The sequence below is a fragment of the Streptosporangium sp. OZ121 genome (assembly GCF_051918885.1).
Lineage (GTDB): Bacteria > Actinomycetota > Actinomycetes > Streptosporangiales > Streptosporangiaceae > Streptosporangium.
The window spans coordinates 73,793-91,361 of sequence record NZ_JBPXMC010000029.1 but is presented as its reverse complement, the minus strand read 5'-3'; the positions used below and the strand labels follow the sequence as shown (position 1 = coordinate 91,361).

Below are 17,569 nucleotides of genomic sequence, written 5' to 3'. Positions count from 1 at the left end.
ACGCGATGAGTGACCCGATGAACGTCCTGGCCCCCGAGCACCGGCGGCTCCGGATCGGCGACGCCTGGCGCGACGCCGCCGGCGGAGCCACCTTCGTCGTCGAGGACCCGGCCACCGGCAAGACCATCGCCGAGGTGGCGGACGCCGGCGTCGTTGACGGGCTCGCCGCTCTGGACGTGGCGAGCAAGGCGATGGCGGAGTGGGCGGCGACCCCGCCGCGAAAACGGTCGGAGTTGTTGACCGCGACGTACCGGGCACTGACCGAGCGATCCGAGGAGGTCGCCCGGCTGATAACGCTCGAGATGGGCAAGCCGCTCGCCGAGGCTCGGGGAGAGGTGGCCTACGGCGCCGAGTTCTTCCGCTGGTTCGCCGAGGAGGCGGTGCGCGTCGAGGGGCGCTACAACACCGCTCCCGCCGGTGGATATCGCATCCTCACGGTGCCGAAGCCGGTCGGACCGTGCGTCTTCGTGACGCCCTGGAACTTTCCGTTGGCCATGGGTGCCCGCAAGATCGCTCCTGCGCTGGCGGCGGGCTGCACGACGATCACCAAGCCGGCGGCCCAGACGCCACTCACCATGCTGTTCCTGGCCCGCATCATGGAGGAGGTCGGCGTTCCCCCGGGCGTCGTCAACGTCGTGACGACCAAGCGCGCCGGCGAGGTGGTCTCAGCACTGCTGGCCGACCGCCGGACCCGCAAGCTTTCGTTCACCGGGTCGACCGAGGTCGGGCGCGTGCTGCTACGACAGGCGGCGGACAACGTGCTGCGCACCTCCATGGAACTGGGCGGCAACGCGGCCTTGATCGTGTGTGCCGACGCGGACCTGGACGTCGCGCTCGACGGTGCCATGGTGGCCAAGATGCGCAACATCGGGGAGTCCTGCATCGCGGCCAACCGAATCTACGTCGAGGAGCCGGTGCGCGAGGAGTTCACGGCGCGCTTCGCCGAGCGGATGGGCGCGCTCTCGGTGGGCCATGGTCTCGACGACGGCGTGGACGTCGGGGCGTTGATCGACGAGGCCTCGGTCACCAAGATCGACGAGCTCGTCGCCGACGCGGTCAATCGCGGCGCCCGTGTCTTGGTGGGCGGCGAGCGCCCGGATGGGCCTGGCCACTTCTACCCGCCCACGGTCCTCGTCGACGTGCCCGAGGACGCGCGGATGCTGGAGGCGGAGATCTTCGGCCCGGTGGCGCCGATCATCTCGTTCACGTCCGACGACGAGGTGATGGCGAAGGCCAACGACACCGAGCACGGCCTGGCCGGATACGTCTTCACCCGTGACCTCCAGCGGGCGCTCCGGTTCACCGAGGGGCTGGAGACGGGGATGGTCGGCATCAACCGTGGCCTGATCTCGGACCCGTCGGCTCCGTTCGGAGGCGTGAAGCAGTCCGGGATCGGCAAGGAGGGGTCGCACGAGGGCATCCTTGAGTACCTCGACGTCACCTACGCGGCGATCGACCTACCGTGACCGGCCCGCTGCTCCGGGTGCCCGCCGAGGATCACCGCGCCCTGCGCACACATGACCTGACCGGCCTCCACCCGTGGGGCGGGACCCGGGCCGTGGCCGGCACGAATCCGCCGGCACCCGGGGACGCCGTCGACTCCGCCGGTGTGCGCGCCACAGACGCGGCCGCGGCGGTGGACGGGGCGATCGGCCCTTTCGGCGGTCCCGAAGGCCACGCCCTCGGGCTCATGATCGAGGTGCCGGTCGCGATTTTGACCCGACTGACTCGTACCGCCTTCGGCGACGATGTCCGCGGGACCCTCGACCCGACCGACCCGCCCACCAAGGGCGAGGTCTTCATCGCGATGGACCCGAGGGCGCCCGGGCACGACCGAGTCCGGGAGCCCGGCGCGCGCCTGCGCCACCCGGCAGCCAACCTTGCCGACGCCGTCCCGGTCTCGCAGGTGACCTGGACGTCCGCCCGGCAAATCACCGCCGACGTTCCAGAGGGGCACCGACATGCTTGAGACCGTCCGCGGACCACGCCAGCTGATAGTGGGCGAAGGGGTCGCGCAGAACATCCCACGAGTGGTGGCCGAGTGCGGCTCGCGAGTCCTCATCGTGACCGACCGGGTTCTTCTGGGGCAGCCGGGCGTGGCCGAGATCGTGGCCGCCGTGCGGGAGAAGGTCGAAGTCGTCGGGGTGTTCGCCGACGCGACTCCGGACGTGCCGCTCGCCGATGTCGCCCTGGCCGTCTCGGTCGCCGCAGAGGTGGACGCCGACGTGATCCTCGCCATCGGGGGTGGCACGGTGATCGACCTCGCCAAAATCGTCGGCGTCATCCGGTGCCACGGTGGGACGCCGCGCGACTTCTACGGCGAGTCGAAGGTGCCGGGGCCGACGATTCCTCTCGTCGCGGTCCCGACGACGTCAGGCACCGGCTCCGAGCTCACGCCCGTCTCGGTGTTGACCGACCCGGACCGCGAGCTGAAGGTGGGGGTCTCCAGCGTCCACATCGTGCCCGACTTCGCCATCGTCGACCCCGAGCTCACCTACACCTGCCCTGCGACCGTCACCGCCCACTCCGGCATCGACGCGTTTTGTCACGCGGTGGAGAGCTACACCGCGCGACCCCGGGCCCACGGACCGCGCGACCCGGTGGAGCAGGTCTTCCTCGGCCGCAACCCGATCACCGATCACTACGCGCTCCTGGCCGCGGAGCGGATCGCCCGCAGCTTGCCCCGTGTCGTCAGGGACGGAGGCGACAAGGACGCGCGCGCGGACATGTCCTACGGGTCCATGCTGGCCGGGCTCGCGTTCTCCCACGCGGGCAACGCGGCTCCGCACGCCCTCCAGTACCCCATCGGCGCAGCCACCCACACACCGCACGGCCTGGGCGTCGGGCTGCTGCTGCCCTACGCGCTGGACGCGGCCAGGGATGCCATCGGCGACCGGTTGGCCATCCTCGCCGGAGTGTGCGGGCTCGACGTGACCGACGCCTCGGACGCCGAGGCCGCAGATACGTTCCTCACCTGGCTCGACGGGCTCCTTGCCGACATCGGCATCCCCGCCACCTTGGCGGACATCGGCGTGGCACGCGCCGACCTCCCGCGCTTCGCGGAGATGGCCGGTGGCGTCACCCGCTTGATCCAGAACCATCCAGGCCCGACCGACACCGCCAGCCTGACCGCGATCCTCGAAGCGGCCTGGATCGGGGACCGGACCCGACACGTCCTGACTCCGGAGCAGAGATAGTGACGGGCCTTTCACATGACGACGAGGTCCCTGCCCCACCCTGGGCATCGGGATTGTCGGCTCCGCCTCAACACGCGCAACGGCCGGTACCCCGTGGGTCCGAGCTGGGCCGGCTCGCCTTCGATGTCGACCTCGATGGAACCGAAGAAGGTGATGTTCGGCCTCCGTGGAGGATCGGACCGGACTTTGGCGCTAAAGAGTCGATCTTGACGACGATTCGGTGACGACGGCTGTTTGCCATGGTTGAGGGCCATGACGTGCCTGCTCATGCGGCCTCCCACTCGGGTCCGCGTCACCCGGGGCGAAGTGACTCTGGGTGACGACGGAGACGAGGGTGCTGCGCTGACCGTGGCCCCAGCTCCTAGGTAGATCACCCTGTCAGTGGCTGCTGAGAGGGCGTCAAGGTGGCCGCTTCTGGTCGCGTTATTGGCGCGAGAGTGCGCGAGTGAGGCCTGCCAGGACGGTCGTTGCGAGGATCCACCCTGCAGTGATCATCGCCGCGGCGAGCCACTGTTGTGCGCCGCGCGGGCCGAAGGAGCTCTCCTGTCCGAAGCTGATGATCGGGAGGAGCAGGTCCAGGGTGTAGAGGAAGGCGTTGAAGGGGGGAGCCTCGCCTGGCTTGAAGGCCGGTGGCTGGTGGGCGGTGAAAACGACCGTGCCGATGAGGAGAAGGGCTGCGAGCCAGAGCGCAGCGCGGAAGGGCCGGTAGCCGTACCCGACGGTCCAGTCCTGCACATATCCCCACAGCCGCGCCCCGAGCCGCTGCCCCGAGCGGCGGCGACGCTGTTTGGCCAGCAGCACGTCGCGAGCAGCCTCATCGTGACCCTGCCGGCGGTAGACGGCGGCCAACTGCTCATAGGGTTGAGGCTGGTAGGCCTCCCTGGCCAGCCAGTCAAGTCGCTCCCGGACAGGCAGGGGCGCCTCCAGGCTGTCATAGGTGAAGCCGTTCATCAGGACGTGAGCAGGCCACCGGCTGGGAGCGTCATCGAGCACGCCGACCCGGCTGTGGCGAAGGTCGACGGCCCGCAGCAGTTTCGTCTGGGGCCCGATCTTCAGCGAAGCCGCATCTACACCACGAAGGTGAAGGTCACCGTCGATGGTGGTCTCCGCAAGGCACAGTGTGGCGGCGATCTGGGAGTTCCTGATCGAGACGTCTCCCGTGGCCGCGAAGCCTTCGCAGCAGTCGATGCCCCCGCCCGCGATCACCTCCCACAGGGACAGAACCCGCCCGCCGGGATTACCGAGGGCGGCACCGTGAAACTCCATGCTGCCCTCGATCCGGGCGTTGGTGAGCACGATCTCCCCGTCGGCACGGAAGCCTTCGCTGCAGCTGAGCCTGCCCGTGACCCCCAGCCGACGCAGGGAAAGCGCCGTCGCACCCGGGTTGGACAACATCCCGCCGTCGAGGTTGACCGATCCGCGGACCTGGGTGGAGTCCAGAAAGACCTCTCCGTTCGCCACAAAACCTGGTGTGAGCCGCAGTCCGCTGCCGATCTCCATCAGCGGCGCGTTCAGCGCGCGTCTTCCCGGATTGGCGAGGCGCGCCTGCGCGAAACGGAGCGAACCGGCCACACGGGCTCCGCGCAGAAGGACTTCACCTTCGGCCGAGAAGCCGTCATCGATGCGCAGTCCGCCCTCGACACCGAGCCTCTCCGCGTTCAGGGCGATGCCGTCCGGGTTGGACAGCTGGGCGCCGCTGAGGACGCACCGGCGCCCTATCCGGGCGTCCTGCACGCTCAGCTCCCCCCAGGAGCGGAAACCGCGGGCACACGACAACCCGCCGTCGATGACGACCCCCTCGGCGGTGAGGCTGAAGCCGCCTGACCGCCCGACCCGTGCGCCATCGAGGGTCATCGTCCCGCCTATCCTGGCGCCGACAACGCGTAACTCTCCGTCGATGACGGCGTTCGCGCACAGAAGATCACGGTCGACGATCAGGCCGTCGGCATGGACCGCCTGAAGTGCGTGGATCGCTGCGCCGCTGAGATTCAGTGTCCCGGACACATGGGCCCCGGCGAGCTGGATCGGGCCGGCCATCTCGCAGCCTTCCAGGCGCAGCGCCCCGCCGATCACAGCGTCTACGGCCTGCAGTCCGGGCGCCTGGGAGGCCGCGAGGTCCACCAGGCCGGTGCGGGCTCCGGTGAAGACCGGCGCTTCCTCGAACTCGCACTTGGTCAAGATCAGAGGGTGCTGTACCTCGGCGTACGACAGGTCCAATCGGCCCGCGATCCGGGCGCCGGACAGGTGCATGCCGGGCGTCTGCCCTGCAAGGCGTTCCCGGGCGCCGAGCAACATCCTTGCGATGATCGCAGCCCGAACGGGGGTGCCAGGAAGATCCACAGGACGCGCTGTGGGAAACGCCTCCCAGAGGGCGAGTTCCGGCTCGGACAGATCCTCGATGATCACAGGGCACTCCTGGAAGGTCGCACGCGTCGGTAAGGAGAGCCTCCAAGGTCACCACCTGTCTTGGCAACCTTCATGCCCGGCCCATCCCTTGGATCGCACAGCGCGCGATTCGCAGAAATGGAGGAGTTCTGACAGGCCGCGCCGACCCGCCGGATGGTGTCCGGTTTATCCCTGGTCGTCGTTCTCATAACCTCTCGCAAAACCGTGTTCTCACAACAGCGCGCGGCAGGTTTCGCGACATGAGCGATCTTGCCGATCCGGCGGCCGCGGTCGAGGGCTCCGACTGTCCGACGTGTAAGGCGCCGGCTGGGAGCGCCTGCCGTACGCGGGGCGGGAAGGTCACGCCGAAGTACCACACCCCGCGCTTCATGGCCCTCCGCTCCCGAACATGTCCCCAGCCGCCAGGTAGCGGAGTGAGGGGTCACGATTGCGGTTCGTGATCGTTGCGGAGCGGTGAATGTGGCTGGTTGGGTGGATTTTCCGCTTGATCGTGTTGGTGTCGGAGACGGTCGGGTGGAGGGCGGGTTCGGGTGCGACGGGAGTGGGAGCCGGAGGAGCTGATCGCGTCGTGGACGCTGCTGGACGGCGACTGGGAGCTAGTGGGGAACAAGACGGGGGCGACCCGTCTAGGGTTCGGCCTGATGCTGAAGTTCTTCGAGCAGGAGGGCCGGTTCCCACGGCACGTGGGTGAGCTGCCCAAGGCTGCGGTGGACTATGTGGCCGGCCAGGTGAAGGTCGAGTCGGCGTTGCTGGCGGAGTACGACTGGTCGGGCCGGTCGATCGAGCGACACCGGGCCCAGGTGCGGGACGCGCTGGGGTTCCGGGAGTCAACCCGAGCGGATGAGGATGTGCTGGCCGAGTGGCTGGCGGACAAGATCTGTCCGATGGTGTTCACGGACGAGGGGTTGCGGGCGGCACTACTGGCGCGCTGCCGGACGTTAAAGATCGAGCCGCCTGGCCGGGTGGAGCGGATCGTGGGTGCAGGCAGGGCGCGGTTCGAGCGGGAGTTCTGCCTGCATGTGCTGAACGGGTTATCGGCGGACTCGGCGCGGTCGCTGTGGGAGCTGGCCACGAGTGAGGATGGGTTCCTGTTGGAGCTGAAGTCCGACCCCGGGCGGCTGGGGCTGGAGACGCTGCTGGAGGAGATCGTCAAGCTGCGGCGGGCGAAGGCGCTGGGGCTGGCGGTGGATCTGTTCGGCGGGTATTCGGATCGACTGGTGGCCTCCTGGCGGGCACGGGCGATGGCCTCGCACCCGTCGGACTTCGCGGCGAACCAGCCGCCGGTTCGGTTGACGTTGGTGGCCGCGTTGGCGTGGTCGCGGACGACGGAGATCACGGACGCGCTGGTCGATCTGTTCATCGGCTTGGTGTCGAAGATCAACACTCGAGCGGAGCGAAAGGTCGAGCGGGCGATCGAGGCCGAGGCCAGGAAGGTGCACCGCAAGACCGAAAAGCTGTTCTCGATCGCCGAGGCGTCGCTGCGGGCACCGGAGGGTACGGTCCGGCAGGTGGTGTTCCCGGCGGTGCCGGGCGGGGAGAACACGCTGCGGGCGCTGGTGGCGGAGGCGAAGGCGGACGCCAGGGCCTACAAGGCCCGGGTCCGGACGGTGCTGACCAGTTCCTATACCTCCTACTACCGGCGGATGCTGCCCAAGCTGCTGGCCGCGATCGAGTTCAAGTGCAACAACACCGCCTACCGGCCGGTGATGGACGCCCTGGATCTGCTGCAGCGCTACGCCGACATCCGGAACACCACCCGCCACTACGACGCCTCGGAGAACGTCCCCATCCAAGGGGTAGTGCCGGACGGCTGGCTGGAAGCGGTCGTCGACAGCGACGGCATCATCGAGCGGGCCTCCTACGAGCTGTGCGTGATCGTGTCGTTGAAGGACGCGCTGCGCCGCCGCGAGATCTACGTCGCTGGCGCCCGCCGCTGGCGCAACCCCGAGGAGGACTTGCCGACCGATTTCGAGGACAACCGCGACGTCCATTACGAGACCCTGCGTCAACCGCTGGACAGCAGCGTGTTCATCGAAACGTTGAAGGAGGCGATGCGCGCCTCGATGGTGGCCTGCGGCCAGGCGGTGGCCAGGAACAAGTCCGGCGGCACGAAGGTGAAGACGCACCGCGGCGAGCCGCGCTGGCACATCCCCGACCTGGGAAAGCTGAAGGTCCCGGAGAACCTACGGGCGCTGCACACCGAGGTCGCCGCCCGTTGGGGGATCATCGACCTGCTGGACTTTTTGAAGGAGTCGGACTTCGTCACCGACTTCACCGACGCGTTCACCACGGTCGCCACCAGGGAGGCGACCCCGCGGGAAGTGATCCGCAAACGGCTGCTGCTGGTCCTGTACGCGCTCGGCACGAACGTGGGGATCAAACGGGTCGCCGACGGCGGCCGCCACGGCGAGACCGAGGCAGCGCTGCGCGCCACCAGGCACCTGTTCGTCAACCGCGACAACCTGCGAGCGGCGATCGCGACCCTGGTCAACGCCACCCTAAGGACGCGGGACCCGCTGTGGTGGGGCAACGGGACCGCGTGCGCGTCGGATTCGAAGAAGTTCGGGTCATGGTCGTCGAACATGATGACCGAGTACCACACCCGCTACGGCGGCCCCGGCGTCATGATCTATTGGCACGTGGACCGTAAATCGGTGTGCGTCTACTCCCAGCTTCGATCCTGCAACGCCTCCGAGGTCGCCGCGATGATGGAGGGCGTACTGCGGCACTGCACCGACGCCACCATCGACCGCCAGTACACCGACAGTCACGGCCAGTCCCTGGTGGGGTTCGCGTTCTCCTACTTGCTGGGGTTCAAGCTGCTGCCGCGAATGAAGAGGATCGCCCACCAGAAGCTGGTGAGGGCCGACGCCGATGACCAGGTCCCGTCCTGCCTGACCGGCATGGTGGCCGACAAGCCGGTTGACTGGGAGATCATCGCCCAGCAGTACGACCAGATGGTCAAGTACGCCACCGCGCTCAGGTTGGGCACGGCCGAGGCTGAGCAGGTGCTGCGCCGCTTCACCCGCGGCGGCCCCAAGCACCCCACCTACAAGGCCATCGAGGAACTCGGCAAGGCGGTCAAGAGCGTGTTCGTCGCCGAGTACGTCGCCGCCCAAGAGCTGCGCCGCGAGATCCACGAGGGTCTGCAGGTCGTGGAGAATTGGAACTCCGCCAACATCGACCTGTTCTACGGCAGCGCCGGCACCATCCCCGGCAGCGACAAGGAGCACCAGGAGGTCTCCATGCTCAGCCTGCACCTGCTGCAGTCCGCGCTGGTATTCATCAACACCCTGCTCGTCCAGTCCGTCCTCAAGGACCCCATCTGGCAGCAGCGGCTGACGGACGCCGACAAGCGCGGCCTATCGCCCCTGTTCTGGTCCAACGCCAACCTGTACGGCACGATCGACATCGACATGGGCCGCCGCCTCGACCTCGGCCTCGCTGCCTGACCGATCCCCGCTCCCGCGATCAGGGCGATCGCGGGAGCATCTGGTCAGGCAGCAGATCGGCCAGCGCGGTCCGGACGGCAGCGCGGCTCACCCCCTGCGCGCGTGCGAGTGCCGCGATCGAGGCGCCTTGGTCCTGGAACATTGACCGCACCTCCTCGAGCCGGACGCCGGTCAGCGCGGGCGGCCGACCGCGATAGCGGCCTTCGGCTTCCGCCGCGGCGACCCCCTCGGCCGTCAGCTCGTTCTGCAGGTCGCGCTGGAACTGCCCAACAGCAGTGATCACGTTGATGATCAGGGCAGTGGTCGCGTCATTGGCGGCCAGGTCGTGGAAGTTCGACAACGGCCCGGACAACACCCGCAGCACCACGCCGCGAGCCTGGCACCAGTCACGGACAGCGTGGATGTCGACCAGGTCGCGGCACAGCCGGAACAGCTCCGACACCGTGAGGATGTCGCCGGGATGCGCGGCGGCGGCGACCCTGGCGAACGCGGGCCGCTCCAGCGCGGGAATCTTGGAGGTCATCGCCGGGTCCTCGAACAGCCGCACCCCCGGAGCCGGGTGGAACCCCTCGGCGACCCCCTCGGTCCGGACCAGCAGCCCGGCCTCGGTGAGGATGTGCCGCTGCCGCAACAGGGACTGGGCCGCGGTGGACGAGCGGGAGTAGACGATCCGCACCGGCGCTCCTCAGTAAGGACGAAGCCTCGTTCTACCTGTCGGAAAATCTTGTCGTCAATCGGAACCCGAAAAGCCCCGCCAACCGTGGTGTTTTGTCCTTCTGTGCCCGTTTCTCGGGGCCAGGTGAGCGCCCTGTCGAGAAACCTTCTAACCCCGACACCTCTACGCAGGCACCGCAGCGCGATCGTGGTGCGTCGGAGTCTCGATGCCTTCATTAGGTTGTGGGGATGCGGAGGTTCGCGGAAATAGAAGACCTATCCGGGCTTGTGCGTGAGGTGTTGGGTTCGGGATGCCGTGTTGTCGGAGTGGACCGGTTGCGCGGGGGGAGCAAGAAGGGGGTGTACCGGGTCCGCGTTGATGGAGCTCCCGTGGCGAGTGTGGTCGTGTACAGCTGGGCCGAGTTGGAGAACTTCTGGCCTGCCGCGGAAGAGGCCAGTAGCGCCGATCTGCTCGCGCCAGCATCCGGGCTGGTACCTTTCCTGGCCGCGCAGCGGAGCCTGGACAGGCTGGGAGTGCGGGTTCCACGACTCCTCCTGGCCGACGACAGCCGACACCGCTATCGGGCCGATGTCGCCGTGGTCGAGGACGTCTGTGGCGGCCCGCTCGAGGGACTCTTCGAAGCTGATCCCGCGCGCGCGGCGGCTGCCCTGGGCGACCTCGCCGGGATGCTCAAGGCGATGCACCGCCACCACTTTCCCCGGTATGGCCGGGTAGACCTGCTGGAGCAGGGCGTCACAGCGGACGGCGCCTCGTGCGAGGCTCTGGTGCTCGAACGTGCGTTGCGGGATCTGGAGGAGGCAGCGGACCGGGACGGCAGGATCGCAGGAGCAGCCGGCGCGTTGGGCGACCGGTTGCGGGATCTGGCTGCGCGGGTGGCCCCGCGCGCGGAGTACGGGCTGATCCACGGAGAGCTGGGTCCTGACCACGTCCTGGTCGACGGTGACGGGCACGCCGTATTGATCGACATCGAGGGGCTGATGTACTTCGACGTGGAGTGGGAACATGTCTTCCTCCAGCTCCGCTTCGGCGAGCGATACGCGGCACTGTCCCAGCCCGGTCTTGATCCGCAACGCCTCGATCTGTTCATGCTCGCGATGCGCCTGTCTTTGGTGGCCGGTCCGCTGCGACTCCTCGACGGAGACTTCCCCGACCGGTCGTTCATGCAGTCGATCGCCGAGCACAACACCGAGGAGGCGCTGGCGCTCCTACCGTGAAACCGCCATGAGGCCTGCGAGGCACCACGGCGCAATCAAAGACCTGCTTTGGGGCTGGGGACGCCTTCGGGAGGAGGACGCCGTTTTGGATGGCGCCACTCCTGTTCGTCTTCGTCAATGCGAGCGTGCAGGAATGTGATCAAAGTGTCCATGATGTCCAAAGCGTTCACGGCGCCATCATCTCCGAGATGCCCCATCCTGCGCGCCGACCGCGCCGACCGCGCCGACCGCGCCGCGGGTACTTGTCGTCGGTGGGGCCAGAAGTCGCCGGTGCAACCAGTGGGGGTTTTCGTCGGGAGTTTCGGATTTCCCGTATTTGAGACAGACGGGATTTAACGGCACCCCCACCGATAGCATGGCGAGGGGACACGCCAGGTTATATGGCCTGATCAGCCACTTCGCGCGGCAAGGTCGTTTCAACTTGCGTTCATGGTCACGCACTTCTACCGTTATCCACAACATCTGGTAATCACTCCACAATGATATTCCACATGTTGTGTCTCCGTTGCTTTGGGCGCGAGCGACCGCTAGCCGAAAGCAGGCAGACGAAAGAGGGGCCCGAAACCACTGAAGATGGTTTCGGGCCCCTCAAGAGGTACCACCGGACCCGTGTCACCGAGTCCAAGCACTAAGTACCTGTTGCTTCACCTCAGCAGAGTATTCCAGTGCGTGTACACGGTGCAATCCAGTCCGGTGGGCGTGAACCATGTCCATCGAAGGCTAGGAGAGCAACATGAACGGCAACTCGCAGTAGTGCGTCGCGTCCCTCGCGATCCCCGAGAGCTGGGGGGCTCACCTCCGCAACGGGGTGATTGCGATCCTGGTGATCATCCTCATCATGTCCGGTGTCGACGCGACGAACCTGCCGCTCTTCGGCCGCCTCTAATCACCGTGACAAGCCGCCCTTGGTAGATCCAACGGCCCTCTGGGGCTAGAGGTTGACCCCTCTAGCCCCAGAGGGTGGCCTAGACCCTGAGGGGCCGGTTCACCCGTGGGACCGGCCCTGTGAGCACGGTGCTGCGGCCTACCTCATCCTTCGACTCGCAGGAGCATCAGCGTGGACGTGCAGCAGATACGGGACAAGGCCGCAAAAGCACTCGCGCACGTCGGGTTCACTGTCCGGGAGACCGATGATGAGCCCGCAGCCAAAGATCCCCAGCCTGGTGCATGTCTGTTCGTCCAGCAGGGCAAGGCTCGTCTATATCTGACGCCCGCCGAGCCGAGCTGGGAAGCGGCAGACGTTGCGGCGCGAACTCTTGCTGGCGCGAACCTGTGCGTCGTTCCGGTTGGCGCAGATCCCGCCGAGTCGGAGGTGAGGTCCGCGTACGTGCTGCTCGCAGGCACCGGGGAGATCGTCGAAGGTCACGAGCCTCGCCTTGGGCCGCTTGGTGAGGGCTGGCGGGATCAGCATCAGCGGATGCTGCGCAGCCACGTCCGCCTCATGGAGGCCGCCTCGGGAGCCATGAGCGGAGGATCTAACGAAGCCCGTGACCGTCTGCTCCACTTCTTCCAGGACGCCTACCACCTCAAGGACTGGCTGAAGAACGACGACGATCCGCGCATCCCGCCCAACAGCGACGTTGAGGCGCTCTTCACCAACCCGCAGCGGAGTGTCCCGGTTCTTCGCCTGGCCGCCGACCTCTGTAATGGCGTCAAGCACCGCAGGCTGAAGGCCGGAACCAGCAAGACCGGCGATGACAGCACCAGGATCAGCAACCAGAGCGTCTCGATCTTTCTCGGCTCCCCCGTTATCGCGGAACACCAGTGGCATGTGACCTCCGGGGGGCAAAAGTACGACGTCATCGAGTTGGCCGACGACATCGTGGAGGCATGGAACGCCTGGTTGACGGCACGGAATCTGCTGTGAGCGGGTACCCAGTGAATCGGCGGAAGAGCGGTTTCCGACTCCGGCCGATCAACTCGCTGGCGCACGTGATGAACAACTGACTCGCACGAGCGTCAGGCGGCTGGGAATCTGAAGAGATGACGTTGAAGGCATGGCGCTGGGTCCTGTTCCCCCGCCTCCACTGGCGTACATACAGACTGCTATCGGCCTGCGGGACGACCATGGACTATCGCACAGCGTGGGGCTTGATCCTGCTCAGCACAGGGAAGCATCCGGCGGGCCGCTTCGCCTGGGTCAGCGACGAACAGGCCGCAGCCGCCGGCGTCGTCACCGACGACTGGAACGCGATCTCGCACTCCGAGAAGTGGTGGCGGGTGGCGTGGCTCGCGCGCGAAGGCGGCAAGACCCCAATTCGGCTCCTTGGCGTCAGCGAGCAGGACATCAAAACTGCTGGCTTGCGAGTTATCGACTGGGACGTACCGACGCCGCTGCCAACGCTTCCCGGACCCCGGCCGCGGCGTCGCCGACGGCCGTCGTAGCCAAGAAGGGGTGTCGGTAAGACTGATGCAACCAGGTACATGCGTTGGCGTTATGCCTGCTCAGTGCCTCGTCAGTGAAGGGCGCCGACCTACAGAAGGCACGTTCTGTTCTATGAACTCAGCCCGGCTGAGCTGAACGAACGTGCTCGTTTGGGCCTGGTGACACGATTCTTACCGACACCCCGTCACCCGGCGGGAATGGCTGACCGGCATCACCGACGACGAACGCGAACAGCTACGCCGCCAGCTCGACGACGAAGAGTTCTGACCATGGCGCGTCCCCGGTCACAGGCCCCACAGTCCTTTGCCCAGTGTGGTGCGGGTCCAGCCGAGATACGGGTGAAACCGGCCATCAGTCGATCATGTTCGTAATCTCGGAAGTGAACCGGAGCGTCTCCGTGACTCTGGGGTGCGGAATCTCGGAAGCGCGGCATGGAGTCGACTTCCGAGATTGGCTCATCTCGGAAGTGGAAGTGGAGCTCAGCCGTACTGGCGATTCGCACTTTGCTCAGGTCCGGGGCTTCAAGATCAACCCATGGCCGGTTCTGGCCGTACCTCGGCTGGACCCGGACTGGGGCCCGCCGTAAGGAGCTCGCCGGGACGATGCTGTCGAACTACGACGCTGGCGCTTGCTCGCTGCGGATCCGCGGGAAGGGCAACAAGGAGAGGATCGTCTAACTGACGGTGGAGGCCAATCGGCGGATGCTGGCGTGGCTGGAGGTACGCGGCCGGGCGCCGGGTGGGTTGTTCGCGCCGTTCCGGAGGGGCGGGCATATCTGGATGAACGGCGGCCGGGTCCGGCACCTGACCGGCCAGGCCATCCGTAAGGCCCTGAACCGGCGGCTGCAGGAGGCGGAAGTGAAAGCGGCGCCGACGCCGCACGACTTCCGGCGCACGTTCATCGGGGAGCTGCTCGACGCCGGGGTGGACCTGGCCACGGGGGTTGAGCAGCAACCGAACGGCCAGTGGCGTTAGCGAGCCGTCGGAGCTCGGGTTATCGTCACTGACCGTTCTGATGCGGGTGGTCGCTCGTCCTGTCTCTCGCCGGCGGCTAACCCCGCACGTGCAGGCTGAAACCCTTGCGGCCCGGCACTTCCAGGCCCTCCTTCAACCGCAGTGACGGGATCTCGTAGTCACCGAAGTTCTGGCGCCGGAACGCGATCGGCTCGGTCGACTCCAGGGTGAGCAGGCGCTGCTTCCATGCCTTGGCGACGTCCGGGTAGTCCTGGTCGCTTATCCGGTCGGTGCCGTACAGCACGAACGGCGGCAGCACCTCCACGCCCGGGTAGTACAGGATCCCGTGGTGGATCGGGAACAGCAGGTCCTCGATCGGGCCGTTGATCCCGCGATCGGTGTAGTGGGACTCCGGGCCCCCGACGGTCACCGACAGGATCGCCCGCCGTCCCTGCAGCGTCCCCTCACCGAAACGCTCGCCGTACCGGGTCTCGTCGTGCACTCCGACGCCGTACGCGAAGTGGAAGGAGAACACCCGGTCCACCCAGCCTTTGAGGATCGCCGGCATCGTGTACCACCACATCGGGAACTGGAAGACCACCGTGTCGGCCCACAGGAGCTTCTCCTGCTCGGCCGCCACGTCGGGCGTGAGCGCGCCGGCGTCGTAGGCCCCGGCCGAACTCGGTATCACCTGCAGCGGGCTCGTGGCGTGCTCGCCGAAGTCCGCCGCGTCCACCACGGCCTTCCAGTTCATCGCGTACAGGTCGCTCACCCGCACCTCGTGCCCGGCGGCTTCGAGAGTGGACACGGCGAGGTCCTTCAAAGAGCCGTTCAGCGAACGCGGCTCGGGGTGGGCGTAGACAATGAGCGTCTTCATGGCTGTTCCCTTCAAAGAGGTGTGTCGCCATAGATGCTCGGGCCGCCGAGGCCTCGTCATTCAGGGGCGCCTCTTCCATCGGACGGGACTTCCTGGTAACAGCAGGACCACCTTCACGTGCGTTACCGGAGCCATACTGGGGGCATGGACGATCTCGCGGGCTTCCTGCGCACCCGGCGCTCCCGGGTCGACCCAGCGGCCGTCGGCATCCCCACCGACAGCCGCCGCCGCGTCGAAGGGCTGCGCCGCGAAGAGGTCGCGCACCTGTCCGGAGTCAGCGTCGACTACTACGTACGCCTGGAGCAGGGCCGCGCCACCCAGCCCTCCGAACAGGTCCTCGACGCGCTCGCCCGCGTCCTCGGCCTCGACGAGACCGAACGCGGGCACCTGTACCGGCTCGCCCGGCAGCGCCGTCGCCGCGCCAAGTCGCCCAGCGGGCGCCTGCGGCCGGAGCTGCTTCGCGTACTCGACCTGGTCACCGACGCGCCCGCCCTGATCATGGACCACCGGCTGGACGTGGCCGCCGGGAACCGCCTCGCCGGGCTCCTCTACGGTCGGGAGATGCCGGGCTTGAACACCGCCCGGCACATCTTCCTCGATGAGGACGAGCGCGGCCTGTATGCCGACTGGGAGAAATGCACCCTAGACGTGGTCGGGCACCTGCGCCTGGCGGCCGGGAAGTACCCCGACGACCCGGGCCTGGCCTCGCTTATCGGCGAGCTGGCGATGGGCAGCAAGCGCTTCCGCCGCCTCTGGGCCCGCGCGGACGTGCGCTCCCGCACATATGGACGCAAGGCGTACCGGCACCCGCTGGTCGGACTGCTGGAACTGCACCAGGAGAACTTCGCGCTGCCGGATGAATCGGGCATGGAGCTGCTGGTGCTGTCCGCGGCACCCGGGAGCCCCACCGAGGACGGGCTGCGCCTGCTGGGCGCGCTCAGTGGTGATGGACATCCCACAGTGAAAGGCCTGCCGGTAACGAAATAAGTCCGTTGCGGTCAGCAGAGGCGGTTGGCGGGTCGTCTTCGCGAGTGATGCGTTCGGCTGTGTCTGCGCCGAGGCGTAGTGGCCGAGGGTGGCGAGGTAGGCGTGCCCGGGATTTCGCCTGGGGTTCGGACGCGGAGTGACGTCCGGGCATCGGGAAGGGGAGCCCTCCCGCTCCTTGTCAGTCAGCTCCTCCCAGGTCGGGGCGAGCGCCCGTCGTGGGGCGAGCTGCTGGTGAGCCTTGGCCAGGCCCAGGATACGCGGGTCGTCGAGCGGGATCTGGGGCAGCGGCAGGGCGCTCTCCTCAAGGGGTCGGGGCAGCTGACCGCCTGCCTCCCGTGCCGGTCCGTGCTGGCCTCTGGAGGCTTATAGAGCATTGAGGCGGGTCAGCAGCACGGCGGCGGCTGCCGACCGGGCGGCCGCCTTACTCGCCCCGCTCCCCTCACCGCGGACCGGCGTGTTCGTGGCGAGCAAGCGGGTGGCGGCGGCCGCGGTGAAAGCCGGGGCGTGCGACGGGCCGGTTGACTCCACCGTCCAGGTGACCGTCTCGATGCGGCCCTGCTGGGTCAGCTCGTTCAACACGCTCACCGGATGACGCTCCCCCGACCCCACCCCGCCCGACGACTCTGCTGACCTCGCCGTTACGGGCGCGGCCGGGCTGATCTGGATGCCGGCTTCCTTCAGCCACGTCTTCAGGGTGAAGGTCTCCACGTTCAAGCTCTCGGCGGCCTGGCGGATCGTCAGCCCGCCCGACAGCAGTGTCTGGGCGATGTCGGTGACGCGGGCGCGTTCGCGGCGCCGGTCTTCTTCGGTGGGCAGGTCCATCCGGGCGGCGTGTTCGGCCGCCCCGGCCTCCAGCATCTCCCCGGCGCGCACCAGGCAGGCGACGCTGCAGTACAAGCCCAGACGGATGTGGCGGCCCTTGCCGCCCGGTGCGCGCTCGAGGAGATACCACCCCGCCGGCACCCACACCCCGCGCTCGGCGCGCTGGCAGATCCGGCAGAAGAACGACCGCTCATTCTCCTGGTGGCCACCGCGGGTGGCCACCAGGCCGCCGCGGCGACGCGAGGCCGGAACCAGATGCTGCTCATCGGTACTCACGACAGCCCACCCTGCCAGAGCAGCCTCACCGCCGAGAGCTGCAGAGCCAGCGAGCGGCACAGCGGAGGCGGCCCTTCCGACATACGCGAGAGGGGCTTACCCCTCCCATCCGCCTCGCTCCTCATAGCCGTCTCGGCGGCCGCACGGGTTGCCGTTCCGGGGCAAAGATCGCATCGAGGAGAGGGCCCAGGCCGTCGATTTCGTGTTGTCGCTGCAGCCGCGGTGAGCCCGGCAGCGAGACGGCCAGGTCCTCAGCGACCGGGAGGTGGCCGAGGTGTCGCATCTGGTGGCGTTGCTGCTGCGGCACATGCCCGAGTCCGAGG

Annotated in this window: 14 protein-coding genes; 10 read left to right on the top strand and 4 right to left on the bottom strand. The window is 67.6% G+C overall.

The genetic code is table 11. From position 1 onward, the window contains the following. Window positions 1-5 precede the first annotated feature (5 nt). The 3 genes from ACTOQ1_RS35075 to ACTOQ1_RS35065 are packed head-to-tail and all read left to right on the top strand — an operon-like array spanning window position 6 to window position 3,197. Window positions 6-1,466 (top strand): NAD-dependent succinate-semialdehyde dehydrogenase, encoded by a 1,461-nt coding sequence (locus tag ACTOQ1_RS35075; protein WP_440072277.1) that lies wholly within the window; start codon window positions 6-8, stop codon window positions 1,464-1,466. Continuing rightward, a complete protein-coding gene (locus ACTOQ1_RS35070; protein WP_440072276.1) occupies window positions 1,463-1,969 on the top strand; it encodes an Ldh family oxidoreductase in 507 nt (168 codons plus the stop codon). The genes ACTOQ1_RS35075 and ACTOQ1_RS35070 overlap by 4 nt, the downstream gene beginning before the upstream one ends. Beyond that, window positions 1,962-3,197 carry an iron-containing alcohol dehydrogenase gene (locus ACTOQ1_RS35065; protein ID WP_440072275.1) on the top strand — a complete coding sequence of 412 codons (1,236 nt, stop codon included), beginning with the start codon at window positions 1,962-1,964 and terminating at the stop codon, window positions 3,195-3,197. Before ACTOQ1_RS35070 ends, ACTOQ1_RS35065 begins: the two co-directional genes overlap by 8 nt. A 423-nt stretch (window positions 3,198-3,620) precedes the next feature. On the opposite strand, the gene ACTOQ1_RS35060 is transcribed toward ACTOQ1_RS35065, so the two are convergent. Continuing rightward, window positions 3,621-5,603, bottom strand: coding sequence for a hypothetical protein (locus tag ACTOQ1_RS35060; protein ID WP_440072274.1), 1,983 nt, complete (start codon window positions 5,601-5,603; stop codon window positions 3,621-3,623). Between the two features lie 239 nt (window positions 5,604-5,842). Between ACTOQ1_RS35060 and ACTOQ1_RS35055 the strand changes: the two genes are divergently transcribed. Together ACTOQ1_RS35055 and ACTOQ1_RS35050 are read left to right on the top strand one after the other, a co-directional pair. Beyond that, entirely contained in the window at window positions 5,843-6,043 is a 201-nt protein-coding gene (locus ACTOQ1_RS35055; protein WP_440072273.1) for a zinc finger domain-containing protein, read from the top strand. A 90-nt stretch (window positions 6,044-6,133) separates the two neighbouring features. Further along, complete coding sequence (locus tag ACTOQ1_RS35050) at window positions 6,134-9,055, top strand: Tn3 family transposase (RefSeq protein WP_440072272.1); 2,922 nt, start codon at window positions 6,134-6,136, stop codon at window positions 9,053-9,055. 19 nt (window positions 9,056-9,074) lie between these two features. Here ACTOQ1_RS35050 and ACTOQ1_RS35045 read toward each other — a convergent pair whose 3' ends face one another. Further along, window positions 9,075-9,731 carry a recombinase family protein gene (locus ACTOQ1_RS35045; RefSeq protein WP_440072271.1) on the bottom strand — a complete coding sequence of 219 codons (657 nt, stop codon included), beginning with the start codon at window positions 9,729-9,731 and terminating at the stop codon, window positions 9,075-9,077. Between the two features lie 368 nt (window positions 9,732-10,099). On the opposite strand from ACTOQ1_RS35045, the gene ACTOQ1_RS35040 reads away from it, so the two are divergent. The 4 genes from ACTOQ1_RS35040 to ACTOQ1_RS35025 all read left to right on the top strand — a co-directional run bounded on the left by ACTOQ1_RS35040 (window position 10,100) and on the right by ACTOQ1_RS35025 (window position 14,305). Beyond that, entirely contained in the window at window positions 10,100-10,945 is an 846-nt protein-coding gene (locus ACTOQ1_RS35040) for a phosphotransferase (RefSeq protein ID WP_440072270.1), read from the top strand. Window positions 10,946-12,002: 1,057 nt separating this feature from the next. Continuing rightward, window positions 12,003-12,812: a hypothetical protein gene (locus ACTOQ1_RS35035; RefSeq protein ID WP_440072269.1), complete on the top strand. Its 810-nt coding sequence runs from the start codon at window positions 12,003-12,005 to the stop codon at window positions 12,810-12,812. Between the two features lie 224 nt (window positions 12,813-13,036). Next, a complete protein-coding gene (locus ACTOQ1_RS35030; RefSeq protein WP_440072268.1) occupies window positions 13,037-13,330 on the top strand; it encodes a hypothetical protein in 294 nt (97 codons plus the stop codon). A 702-nt stretch (window positions 13,331-14,032) separates the two neighbouring features. Further along, window positions 14,033-14,305 carry a hypothetical protein gene (locus ACTOQ1_RS35025; RefSeq protein WP_440072267.1) on the top strand — a complete coding sequence of 91 codons (273 nt, stop codon included), beginning with the start codon at window positions 14,033-14,035 and terminating at the stop codon, window positions 14,303-14,305. Between the two features lie 76 nt (window positions 14,306-14,381). Here ACTOQ1_RS35025 and ACTOQ1_RS35020 read toward each other — a convergent pair whose 3' ends face one another. Then, window positions 14,382-15,161, bottom strand: a complete 780-nt coding sequence (locus ACTOQ1_RS35020; protein WP_440072266.1) for an NAD(P)H-dependent oxidoreductase — start codon at window positions 15,159-15,161, stop codon at window positions 14,382-14,384. A 144-nt stretch (window positions 15,162-15,305) separates the two neighbouring features. On the opposite strand from ACTOQ1_RS35020, the gene ACTOQ1_RS35015 reads away from it, so the two are divergent. After that, window positions 15,306-16,148 (top strand): helix-turn-helix transcriptional regulator, encoded by an 843-nt coding sequence (locus tag ACTOQ1_RS35015; RefSeq protein ID WP_440072265.1) that lies wholly within the window; start codon window positions 15,306-15,308, stop codon window positions 16,146-16,148. Window positions 16,149-16,511: 363 nt separating this feature from the next. Here ACTOQ1_RS35015 and ACTOQ1_RS35010 read toward each other — a convergent pair whose 3' ends face one another. Then, on the bottom strand, window positions 16,512-17,246 hold the full coding sequence (locus ACTOQ1_RS35010; protein WP_440072264.1) for a putative dsRNA-binding protein: 735 nt from the start codon (window positions 17,244-17,246) through the stop codon (window positions 16,512-16,514). Window positions 17,247-17,569 lie beyond the last annotated feature (323 nt).